Below are 12251 nucleotides of genomic sequence, written 5' to 3' on the forward strand. Positions count from 1 at the left end.
CTTAAGGTTAATAATCACCAAATAATGCTGAACCATTGTCTCCAATGAAAAACTCTATTCTTAGCCAAAAAATCTATTCTTTCTTACTTGCTGCTTATCGATGGTACTTACAGACTCCTGAACGTTCTTTACATGAGGCTTACGAAGCAGCATTAAAGATTCAGGAAATAGAAGACAAGCATTTTAATGGTAATAAAATAGACACTCGGTCAGCTAAGTATAGTAATAGTGTGATGGATTATTTTGAATCCGACTTAAACAAGCTATTAAAACTTGTCAAGATGCGGCTTACAGAGTTTAAAGCAAGTCGTTGGTTTCTCAATGAAGAAAATCAAGAAGCTGCTCAGAAAACAGGTATAGAATACCTAAGTGCTTCCTTCGTTTTAGAAAGGCTCAACTTTATCGATCGAGTTATATCTAAATACACAGTACTTCCTGAACAAATAACTTCTAAAGCTATAGTAGTCAAAGCTCCAAACGCACCCGTTGATTCAGCAATTACTCCAACGTTACCTCCCAAAATACCGACTAAAGATTTAGAGATAAAATCGGATAAAAAACCAAAGGGTAAAACCGATACAACAGGTGTTTTACCCCGCTCTATTTTAAGTACAATTAGTCGTTTGCAAGTTGAATTAGACCCTAATTCGGAAGAAGAAGTCATTCAGACTTTTCGTCAAGCTCAAAGAAGAACAATAATATCAATTAGATTTATTTTACTTTTAATTATAGTACCACTTTTGACGCATCAAATAGCAAAATCTTTCATCGTCGGACCATTTCTTGAACGTTTTAGAAACACCGAGCAGGTGCAAATATTTATCAACTCAGAAATGGAAGAGGAGGCGCTAGAAGAAGTACAAAGATTTGAAGAAAGAATGAAGTTTGAAAATCTAATTACAAATGCCCCTCCACTGTCGCCGGAAGTGATGGAAACAGAACTGAAAAATAAGGCGATGGAGGTTGCTGAAGAATTTCGGAGTGAAAGCTCTAATGCAATTCAAAATGTTTTTGCAGATGTTTTCTCGGTGGCTGCTTTTATCTGGCTGATGGTCGTCAGCAAGTCTTCTATTGCTGTAATTAAAGATTTCTTCGATCATATTGTCTATGGACTTAGTGATAGTGCCAAGGCATTTATTATCATTTTGTTTACCGATATATTTGTTGGATTTCACTCTCCTCATGGCTGGGAAGTACTCCTAGAAGGTATATCACGCCATTGGGGATTACCAGCAAATCGAGATTTTATTTTCTTATTTATTGCGACATTTCCAGTGATTTTAGATACCATTTTCAAATACTGGATCTTCCGCTATTTGAATCGCATATCACCTTCAGCAGTTGCGACTTACCGTAATATGAATGAATAGGTAATGGGTATGAAGCATTGCACATGAGCAATTTATCGCTCAATAAGATTTGCATTTTCATGAAAAAGATATTTGCCTCGTTACCGATCGCACAACGTTCTGTAGGAAAATTGAGCAAATTTATTCCTATCAGCCTACTTGTGGTTCTGTCAATTTCTTGCTTGAAGATAAAACCTTTGGCGCATCGTGAACTCAGTCCGCCAGAATGTCGGGTAAAAAAGTGGGATATACCAGTGTCTTTGACAGCTGAAAAGCAAAAAGCAGTATTGTTGCAGAGAACACCCGTTACTTGTTGTCAAAGTGATGCGTCTTGTCTGGATGAAGCTCTCTATGGAGAAATAGCAGATAAACAATTCAAAATTCAAAATGAAAAATTCCCAAATGAAGTTCCAGATAAGCAGGAGTTATTGACAGCGATCGCTCGCAGTTTACAATATCTACAAACAGCTAATGCTGTGGCTGCTTATCAAAACTATCCGGTAGCTGGAATTAACCGCGATCGCGTAATCAAAAGTTTGCAAAGATTCCGAGAAATTCTCTTAAAAACTAATTCTGCAAGAGAATTGCATACAGCCATAGAACGGGAATTTATTTATTATCAATCAGTTGGTAAAGATAACAAAGGTAATGTTTTATTTACCGCTTATTATGAACCGCTTTACGCAGCCAGTCGCGTCCCCACATTAGAATATCGCTATCCTGTTTATCGATTACCTCCTGACTTCGACTCTTGGTCTAAACCTCATCCTACACGCCTAGAGTTAGAAGGAGCAGATGGTTTACAAGGTGCAAAAGGTAAATTGCGAGGATTAGAATTGTTTTGGTTGCGCGATCGCCTGGAACCATATTTAGTTCAAATTGAAGGTTCAGCTAGGTTGCAATTAACTGATGGTACTCAAACAACCATAGGTTATGCAGGGAATACTGCTTATAATTACAAAAGTATTGGCAGAGAATTAGTGGATGATGGAAAATTACCGCTAAAAGGCATAACTATGCCAATTATTCTCGAATTTTTTCAAAAACATCCCCAAGAATTAAATACTTATATTCCCCGCGATCGCAGCTTTGTTTTTTTTCAAGAAAACCACGGTGAACCAGCTCAAGGTTCTATCAACGTACCACTAACAGCAGAGCGTTCTATTGCTACCGATAAGTCTCTCATGCCACCTGGTGCTTTAGCGTTGATTCGTGCTTCTATTCCCTTTGTTAATCCTACCGGAAAAATGGCTGAGCGCATTGTTAGCCGCTATGTTCTTGACCAAGATACCGGAGGCGCAATTAAAGGCGCAGGTAGAGTAGATTATTTTTTAGGTACCGGTAAAATTGCTGGCGATCGCGCCGGGATCACAGTTAGTAACGGACAGTTATTTTATCTATTATTGAAATAGGGTAGCAAAGCAGTGCTACCCGATAAATTATCTCTATTTATTTCCGGTATGGTAATTAAGAATTACAAATTACCGAAACTGCTACTAGTCCTGCACGGCGTAAATAAACCACCCATTTGAAATGTTTAGAACCCTTACGCAATCATAATTACGAATTACGCCTTGCAGTACTAGGCTTCTAAATCCATCTCCGCATCGTCATCATCATGATCGTAAGGAATATCATCAAGATCTATCATTTCAGAAATTTCTTCTACTTCATTTAAATACTCAGATTCTTGATGTTCGCGCTCTATGAGACGACCAGTTGACTTTAACCATTCCAAAAGAATAAATTCATTACTTGTACGAATTACGGGCGCTCGTTGGTTACGAGGTTCTTCATGTAAAGGACTTGTAGGCATAAAAAAACTCACTTTGAATTACGAATCACTAGCACAAACAGGAAAATTGTCCAATTCCGGTTAAAAGTCTTGAATCACAAGCCTTGAATCATCGGATTAAATATGAACAATTAAGTTTTTACTTAGGCTAATTTGCCACTTTGACGACAGTTTCATACATGTTTGAGGGTAAGGCAGACAATCTGTTAGCTACAGCTACTGCATCAGCTAAGTTACTAAATTGACACCTGACAATATCTTGTCCATTTCCTGAAGGAAATCGCTTTCTAGCTTTGTTAGCTACAGCACAAATAACTCCTAAAGCTTTGGCAAATCCGTCTTTTGTCAATATTGTTTCCTTAGCGAACCCTTCAACAGGGATAAGACAAACCTCAAATCGATAGCCAGGTCTAGGAGAAACAGCTATGTCGATATAAGGTTTATCTTCTTTCCTAATTCTGCGTAAATATTGGGCTGTGCAATTAGTATCATGCAAATCAGTCCCAAGGGCATAAGTAAAAAAGCAATCTTCTGAAAGTGACTCAGGACGGGTAATTATATCTGTTGGCATAAGTTCAAATCTTATCCGTATGTCTATCTACGTTGTTGACACTATTTACCCTCAAGTCTGGAATTTTTTTTACATACAGCTAAGATGTATCCGTTTTTAAGAAGTATTCCAGTACAGTTCAGTTAGCTAAAAATTTTAATTTTCGGAATGCTCGAAAGTAAATTTTCCAGGTCAATTACTGACATAAAATAGCTCCAGAATCAAAGGGTGTAGAGATTTAGATTCGGAGAGGTGTCTATCTAGTCAGTAAGATGACCGAAAATATTTCTCGACATATTTCAATGATAGCATAGTTGGCGGTTGAACATTTTACAACCCTTCTCACAGAGAGATATTCGGTCACCAAGGACAATAAGATTATATTCGATGATGACTTTTAGTTAACTAAGTATGCCTCTTAACTAGTTTTAATTGTTACTGAGGTTAGTTATAGTTAATGCATCAATACAGATGGCGATCGCATCATCTCATAAACCAGGGTGGGCATTGTTTACCAATAGCTCAAATTCTCTTCGGTCATAATCTAGAATTCTGGGAAAATCAAGTCTGCTATGGTCTGTTGATTTTCTAATTGATTATTAAGCTTGGATAAGGTGTTGCACCTTTAATTTGCACTAATATTTTTTCAATATATATTTATATTGTGGGGCGAGCATCTTGCTCACCCTCATAATGCAAATTGTATACAGAACAAGTTATCCAAGCCTTCTGAATTCTGAATCCGTACCTAGACAATACTCAAATTAGCTCGGATCACAACATCATTAAAATCCTTGTCACCCCCACCTGCTAAATCTTCAAAGCCAAAGGTATTATTCCCTAATAGACGAATATGATCTACTTTGTCAGTGTTAGCACCCAAGTATGGGAAGTAAACTGCTGGATCGTTATTAGGATTGCTATCTAAAATGGTATCTGGCTTGCCATCAATAATAATGAATGGCGCAAAGATAGAGCCTGGCTCGAAAGTGCCAGTAAAAGTTGCCGTACCTTGGTTGTTCACTGACAAGTCAATCCCTGCAACGCGCTGACGCACTGCCGCTTGGGTATAACCAGCTTGCCCAACCAGAATATCTGCCTTACCATCCCCGTTGGTATCAATACCACCATTTTCATCAGCTACTTTATAGAATCCGACGAAATTGTTGAATGCAGCTTCTCGGTTGACAACAAAATCAGCTCTCACCCGTTGTTGAACATCCCGTAAATCAATCAATTCTCCTTGTGGCTTACCTTGTAGATTTGTACCCAAAGGTAATGGATCGTTTGTAGACTGAATTTTTACTACGAGATTCTGGAAATCATTAGTGCTATTACCTGAACCATCCTTCCAAGCCAAGGAAAATCCATTGTTATTTAAACTCGTAATCTTCTGGTTTGACGGATCGGAAAACAATACATCAGTGATTGGTGTGACATTGCTTAGCACATTTTCCGTTGTACTGTTTTTGACTAAATAAAATCTCAGGTTAGTATCAGATGAAAACTCTAATGAACCATTTAAAGCACTGTTGCTGAACCCATTAGGTGCATTGGCAATAGCTGAGAGAATTACCTGTCCTCGTTCTAAAGCTTTGCGGGCATAACCTGCTTCCCCCGGAGCAATACCGTCAATTTTGCCTGTAGCATCATCAACACTATATACACCCAATTCATTCACCAACGCAGAATTGTTGCCTGTGATAGAGACCTTGAGTGTTACGGTATCATTGTCACCTTTGATATTAAAGACATCATTACCACTGTTTGTCAGTTCTAGAGATTGTGGAGTTTCTGGAGGTTGTGGAGTTTCTGGAGGTTGTGGAGTTTCTGGAGGTTGTGGAGTTTCTGGAGGTTGTGGAGTTTCTGGAGTACCAAAGATGACATAGGTTTGCCCAGCCCCAGACACAGCACTAGGTGCGCCAACCAGCAAGTCATCCGCACCATCGCCATTGATATCCCCAGCAGCGCTAACTGACGTAGCCAATAAGTCATTGCCATTAATACCATTGATAGCAAAGCCCTGGTTGGGGTCAAGGTTGGAGAGGTCAAGGCTAGCATTAAAACCACTGGTGCTGCCAAACACTACGTAGCTCTGCCCGGCATTAGATAAGGCAAAAGGCGCACCAATAATTAGGTCAGCAATGCCGTCGTCGTTGACATCTCCAGCAGCGCTGACTGAATAACCAGAGGAGTCAGTACCATTAATGCCGTTGATGGCAAAGCCGTTGCTACCGTTGAGATCTGAAAGATTGAGGGTGGCACTAAAGCTACTACTGCCAAACACCACGTAGCTCTGTCCAGCACCCGAAGCAGCATTGTATGCGCCAATAATTAGGTCTGAGATACCATCATTGTTAACGTCTCCAGCATTGCTAACTGAGGCGCCGGAGAAATCACTCGCATTACCATTGATGACAAAGCCGTTGCTGCCATCCAAGGACGAGAGGTCGAAGTTGGCATTAAAGCCGTTAGTGCTACCAAATACTATGTAGCTCTTTCCTGTACCCTCTGCCCCAATAATTAGGTCTGAGATACCATCATTGTTAACGTCTCCGGCATTGCTAACTGAGTAGCCGGAGAAATCACTGGCATTACCGTTAATAGCAAAGCCATTGCTACCATTCAAGGACGAGAGGTCGAGGTTGGCATTAAAACCATTGCTGCTACCAAATACTACGTAGCTCTGCCCTGCACCCAAAGCCGCACTCGGTGCGCCAATAATTAGGTCTGAGATACCATCATTGTTAATGTCTCCAGCACTACTGACTGACTTGCCGGAGGAGTCGGAGTTGCCATCTGAGTTAACACCATTAATACCGTTAATGGCAAAGCCATTGCTACCATTCAAGGACGAGAGGTCGAGGTTGGCATTAAAACCATTGCTGCTGCCAAATACTACGTAACTCTGCCCTGCACCCGAAGCCGCACCTGGTGCGCCAATAATTAGATCGTCAATACCATCATTGTTAATGTCTCCGGCATTACTGACTGAGCCACCTGAGAAGTTACTGGCATTGCCGTTAATAGTAAAACCATTGCTGCCATTCAAGGATGAGAGGTTGAGGTTGGCATCAAAACCATTGCTGCTGCCAAATACTACGTAGCTCTGTCCGGCAATTGGTGCGCCAATAATTAAGTCCTCAATGCCATCATTGTTAATGTCTCCGGCATTACTGACTGATGTCCCTGAGGAGTCATTGGCATTAATGCCGTTGATGGCAAAGCCGTTGCCACCGTCCAAGGACGACAGGTTGAATATACGTTGTGGTTCTGGTTGTGGAGTTTGTGGAGTACCAAAGATGACATAGGTTTGCCCAGCCCCAGACACAGCACTAGGTGCGCCAACCAGCAAGTCATCCGCACCATCGCCATTGATATCCCCAGCAGCGCTAACTGACGTAGCCGATAAGTCATTGCCATTAATACCATTGATAGCAAAGCCCTGGTTGGGGTCAAGGTTGGAGAGGTCAAGGCTAGCATTAAAACCACTGGTGCTGCCAAACACTACGTAGCTCTGCCCGGCATTAGATAAGGCAAAAGGCGCACCAATAATTAGGTCAGCAATGCCGTCGTCGTTGACATCTCCAGCAGCGCTGACTGAATAACCAGAGGAGTCAGTACCATTAATGCCGTTGATGGCAAAGCCGTTGCTACCGTTGAGATCTGAAAGATTGAGGGTGGCACTAAAGCTACTACTGCCAAACACCACGTAGCTCTGTCCAGCACCCGAAGCAGCATTGTATGCGCCAATAATTAGGTCTGAGATACCATCATTGTTAACGTCTCCAGCATTGCTAACTGAGGCGCCGGAGAAATCACTCGCATTACCATTGATGACAAAGCCGTTGCTGCCATCCAAGGACGAGAGGTCGAAGTTGGCATTAAAGCCGTTAGTGCTACCAAATACTATGTAGCTCTTTCCTGTACCCTCTGCCCCAATAATTAGGTCTGAGATACCATCATTGTTAACGTCTCCGGCATTGCTAACTGAGTAGCCGGAGAAATCACTGGCATTACCGTTAATAGCAAAGCCATTGCTACCATTCAAGGACGAGAGATCGAGGTTAGCATTAAAACCATTGCTGCTACCAAATACTACGTAGCTCTGCCCTGCACCCAAAGCCGCACTCGGTGCGCCAATAATTAGGTCTGAGATACCATCATTGTTAATGTCTCCAGCACTACTGACTGACTTGCCGGAGGAGTCGGAGTTGCCATCTGAGTTAACACCATTAATACCGTTAATGGCAAAGCCATTGCTACCATTCAAGGACGAGAGGTCGAGGTTGGCATTAAAACCATTGCTGCTGCCAAATACTACGTAACTCTGCCCTGCACCCGAAGCCGCACCTGGTGCGCCAATAATTAGATCGTCAATACCATCATTGTTAATGTCTCCGGCATTACTGACTGAGCCACCTGAGAAGTTACTGGCATTGCCGTTAATAGTAAAACCATTGCTGCCATTCAAGGATGAGAGGTTGAGGTTGGCATCAAAACCATTGCTGCTGCCAAATACTACGTAGCTCTGTCCGGCAATTGGTGCGCCAATAATTAAGTCCTCAATGCCATCATTGTTAATGTCTCCGGCATTACTGACTGATGTCCCTGAGGAGTCATTGGCATTAATGCCGTTGATGGCAAAGCCGTTGCCACCGTCCAAGGACGACAGGTTGAATAATGGATCAGCCATGATATTTTCGTATGTTAGTTGTTAGGAATTGTAGATGTAAAACTTTTAAACAAATAACATTAGGATTAGTTAAAATTTGGGTTAAGAAAATTATTTTTGCATATCTCATGTTTTGATTATATGGGTGCTTAAATAGCCTTTTCTTTGTACTTTTTCAACAAAAATACTATCTTTATATAGGAAATGTGTGGTATGAGAAATTCATTAATTTCCCCTGCCAAACAATAATTACCAAAAGTCTAAAAAGACTTATTTTGTCAATGCCTAAATAATTAACTTTTAGATTATATAAGCCCTAAAATGCTGATTTTCTTTCCTAAACAAACCCAGAATTAGTATTGCCAAGTAAATAAAACCTCAGGATTGTAAATATAATCCTAAGGCATAATTTTCATATCCTTATCAAGACTTTTAGCAAACCCAGAAATAGGACGTTACTGATTAAGAGTATGAATTTGGTTTTGCACAAAGGTACAAAAACAAAGGTTTCCAGCATTGAAGGTTGAAATTTCATATTTATTTGCCAACTCGCTTAAAAAGAGGGGAGTTTTAGAGTTTCCATTTTTAAGGAATATCAGGCTTTGAGGTTTCAATGTGTAAATCCTAATTAAATTCAGCAACGTCCTAGCGATCGTTAATATATGCCAAGAGAATTAACAACTGAATTCTCCAATAGCTTGGTAGGTCGATTTATAAACCTAAGGAGTGCAAGGAGAAGAACCAGAAGTAGTATTTACGCAAGTATTCACAACAGTTGTCGACACAGTTTTAATGGTAGTGGGAAGAGGAGCATATCCACGAACTGTAGCTATGGCGTCCGCAGTGGGGTTAGTGGTAGGTGTAGCTCCTAAAGCCCAGTTGATGAAGCCTCTAATATTAGTTGATATGGCAGTACCGTTAGTACCTCCATATACGTCATAAAATAACAAATAACTTGCTGTGGAAATCGGGTAAGCAGCTGCGGCGGTTGGATCGGCCAAACCATCAATTCTAATCAGTCTGTTATTGGGAGCAGTACCATATTTTACGATGGTTCCAGCACTTAAAGCGGCTTGAATTCCAGTTACTACTGGAGTGTTAGTTCCTGATGTTAAACCAACGTAAGCACCTGATTTGTTTTTTAAGAATGCAGCAGGTAGACTTCTAGCCAAGCGTGTAGCACTATCTACATAACCAATTGCACCAGAAGTCGTTGAGATCGTAGTAGCTACACCTCCACCTCCTGAGGCTGAGAGGAAAGTGGTTGGCCAAACAACTGTATTGGCTGGTGGTGTTGGGGGTACAGTGCCTGAAGTACTTATGGAACCCACTCCTCTATTCCATACTGCAGCGGTTGGAAGCCCTGGAGTCCCAGTAGTTTTACATGCAGTATTGAGATGAGTACTTAAAACAAAAGTGCTACCACTATTGTCACTACGACGTACAAATTTGAGGGGTAAATTGGCTGAAATTACTGCGCCACCGTTATCTGTTCTAATTCTGGCATCGTTCCAATTTGTCAGCGTGCCGTTCAAAATAGCACAGTAAGTAGGTCTGGAAAACTTAAGTCCTGTTGCTGGTACATTAAGACCAGTACGGTTGAAAGCTAATGCGATTCCAACACCTATTACAGGTACTTGAATGGCTTTTCCGCTATTGGGGGTGCCAGTAGCTATTCGTTCTATGTCTGTTCCTGCTAAGGGGTCGTCAGTACCTGCAAAAGAGACTGGGGGTAAAATGGTAAGATTATTAAGAGCTGGTGTACCAGCGGGTACTGATGGTGGGGTTTGAGTGAAAAAAGCTGTTACACCTGCGCCACTACCAACTGGAGCATATCTAAATGTGGAACTCGTAGTTGCTGGACCATAGGTTCCAACTGGGCAATTGTTGGTGATTGCAGCTAAATCGTTATTGAGGGATGGAGGGTTACCAACACCGTAAACGTTTAACCATGAGCCTTTTGAGCCAAAAGGACATGGATTCGTCTCTCCTGTACCAACAAACAAAGTATTTAAAGTGCTTGCACCTGCACCATTTACAGAGACTGCTGGTGCAATAGCAGGACTGGTGGCGAACTGAGCTAGAGATTTCTGAGTAGCAGATTGACCTGCTACTAAAGCAATTGTGATGGCAAGTACAGAAACTGAACTTGTCAATTTATTTGATGTGCGATATAAAACCATGTCAAGCTCCTGGAAATTAATTTAGGTTTCAACACCCAGAACAATCAAAATCAGTTGTGAAACTGACGACTTATCAATGACCTTTTATAAGCACAAGAAAATGGCGTTATTAAGGATAATTAATAACTCGAAAGTTACACTAAAGCATGAGTAATGTAGGGCAAATAAAATATCTTGCTACAGATTCAAACAGTAGAAGGTAAAGGTAATGATTACATTATCAATAGATTAAAAATTTTAACCATATTTTGGGTATTTAGAGTACTTTTAAAAATGGTTTTGTAGTGGTATTTATTAATCTCGTCAGAGTAAAATATCGCCATTTTTGTCCATACCATATTTTTGGTTACTAAAGCCTTTGATTAGATGGTTAAATGGATATTTAAATTTCACTTCTATGCTTGACAAATGAATCATTATAGATAACGTTTCCCAAGCAACTGAGGTTAAGCTCTAACTCAGTTCCTTAGGAAGCGCTATAAATCAAAGGATGAAACCCACCCTATTTCTTCATTAAGACCGCAGAGTGATTAACTGAACATGAGTTTGCTCATACTGTTGACAAAATCCCTAACTTATCGGATGAAAGAGCGCTGCTTTCCCAAACGGAGATGCCAAAGGCAAACGAGCATCTAGCGTTAGCAACATTAGAAATGTCACCCCTGAAACCGATCGCACACAATGTTAGCGATTCATCAAGCGTCATGATTTGGCAGACGTATCAAAGGTAATTCAAGACAGAGGTCAAATTCTAGCTATTAAACTCACGTTGATACAATAGACATCTCCAGAAATTAAATATGCGTTATCTAGAAACCTACCAGTGCTAGGTCTCTACATTCTTTTTCACTCCTATGTCTAATTCCCAAAAGCTTTGCGAAATGCAATGTATGAGCAAGTGCTTAAAGAAACATTAATATTGTGTTAACTTAAATTGATCGAACTTATGTATAATTAAAAATTTACAGAACTTTATAATTCGATGAAAAATAAATATTAAATCATGTAAAATTATAACTGTAAAATTTTAAACAACCAATACTCATAGTACACCAGAGGGAAATTAGCAAATGTTTAGACAAAGTTCTCATGAGAGAAACTTTTTCAAAGCTTTAACTGGTAGTGCAGCCAAAGGATCTCATAAGTTTAGACTGGCACTGGAATCCGGTCTGGTTATTCTGGTTGAATCTGTACCTTTTTTGATTGCTTGTGCTGTATTTATAAGCGTTATCAGCCTAAAAAGTCCTATACTGCTATTTTGTTTACTAGTTGGTAGTTTAATTGCAGTCATCACACATAAAATTGGGCAGCAGGTGAATTTACCAAGGCGATCGCTAATATTATTACAAATCTTAGCAACAGCGATCGTCCTGAGTTTATTTTGGTTAGACTACTTTGCAAGCCCTGCACAAGCACAGTTTTTCGGGGAAGCTGAAAAGTTTTTCAAAAAAACTTTAGCAAATAATGATGGTTCAACAGGAAATAATGATGGTGGAAATGCCGCAGTAAGTTTGATATTTAATATATTACGGGCGCTTTTCTTGCTATATATTGCAATTTCGCTGGTTGGCGTGATTAACGCCGTGCGTAAAGATGAAGATTGGCAAAGCATTGCCAGAACTCCCCTATTAGTCGTTGTAGCTGTTACCATTGCTGATGTACTCACACGCTTTGTAATTGGCGATAGCAGTAAATAATT

At 40.4% G+C, this 12251-nt stretch carries 7 protein-coding genes; 3 read left to right on the plus strand and 4 right to left on the minus strand.

The window, feature by feature from the left end; genetic code table 11:
• Positions 1–35 precede the first annotated feature (35 nt).
• Entirely contained in the window at positions 36–1370 is a 1335-nt protein-coding gene (locus ACFG4S_RS22940) for a proton extrusion protein PcxA (protein ID WP_392531292.1), read from the plus strand.
• 59 nt (positions 1371–1429) lie between these two features.
• Positions 1430–2761 carry a murein transglycosylase A gene (locus tag ACFG4S_RS22945; RefSeq protein ID WP_392531293.1) on the plus strand — a complete coding sequence of 444 codons (1332 nt, stop codon included), beginning with the start codon at positions 1430–1432 and terminating at the stop codon, positions 2759–2761.
• A gap of 170 nt (positions 2762–2931) precedes the next feature.
• Here the strand turns inward: ACFG4S_RS22945 and ACFG4S_RS22950 are convergent, their stop codons facing one another.
• The 4 genes from ACFG4S_RS22950 to ACFG4S_RS22965 all read right to left on the minus strand — a co-directional run bounded on the left by ACFG4S_RS22950 (position 2932) and on the right by ACFG4S_RS22965 (position 10552).
• Complete coding sequence (locus ACFG4S_RS22950; protein ID WP_392531294.1) at positions 2932–3165, minus strand: DUF3134 domain-containing protein; 234 nt, start codon at positions 3163–3165, stop codon at positions 2932–2934.
• 127 nt (positions 3166–3292) lie between these two features.
• A complete protein-coding gene (locus ACFG4S_RS22955) occupies positions 3293–3715 on the minus strand; it encodes a hypothetical protein (protein ID WP_392531295.1) in 423 nt (140 codons plus the stop codon).
• Positions 3716–4442: 727 nt separating this feature from the next.
• Complete coding sequence (locus ACFG4S_RS22960; RefSeq protein ID WP_392531296.1) at positions 4443–8390, minus strand: DUF4114 domain-containing protein; 3948 nt, start codon at positions 8388–8390, stop codon at positions 4443–4445.
• Between the two features lie 698 nt (positions 8391–9088).
• Positions 9089–10552, minus strand: coding sequence for a substrate-binding domain-containing protein (locus tag ACFG4S_RS22965; RefSeq protein ID WP_392531297.1), 1464 nt, complete (start codon positions 10550–10552; stop codon positions 9089–9091).
• A gap of 1070 nt (positions 10553–11622) precedes the next feature.
• Between ACFG4S_RS22965 and ACFG4S_RS22970 the strand changes: the two genes are divergently transcribed.
• A complete protein-coding gene (locus tag ACFG4S_RS22970; RefSeq protein ID WP_392531298.1) occupies positions 11623–12249 on the plus strand; it encodes a hypothetical protein in 627 nt (208 codons plus the stop codon).
• Positions 12250–12251: the final 2 nt, after the last annotated feature.

Source organism: Nostoc sp. C117 (genome assembly GCF_043099735.1).
GTDB lineage: Bacteria > Cyanobacteriota > Cyanobacteriia > Cyanobacteriales > Nostocaceae > Nostoc.

What these genes read in the sequence shown, in the direction of transcription:
- ACFG4S_RS22945 (WP_392531293.1), top strand. Translation starts at nt 1,430, where the DNA reads ATGAAAAAGATATTTGCCTCGTTACCGATCGCACAACGTTCTGTAGGA.
- ACFG4S_RS22950 (WP_392531294.1), bottom strand. Translation starts at nt 3,165, where the DNA reads ATGCCTACAAGTCCTTTACATGAAGAACCTCGTAACCAACGAGCGCCC.
- ACFG4S_RS22955 (WP_392531295.1), bottom strand. Translation starts at nt 3,715, where the DNA reads ATGCCAACAGATATAATTACCCGTCCTGAGTCACTTTCAGAAGATTGC.
- ACFG4S_RS22960 (WP_392531296.1), bottom strand. Translation starts at nt 8,390, where the DNA reads ATGGCTGATCCATTATTCAACCTGTCGTCCTTGGACGGTGGCAACGGC.
- ACFG4S_RS22965 (WP_392531297.1), bottom strand. Translation starts at nt 10,552, where the DNA reads ATGGTTTTATATCGCACATCAAATAAATTGACAAGTTCAGTTTCTGTA.
- ACFG4S_RS22970 (WP_392531298.1), top strand. Translation starts at nt 11,623, where the DNA reads ATGTTTAGACAAAGTTCTCATGAGAGAAACTTTTTCAAAGCTTTAACT.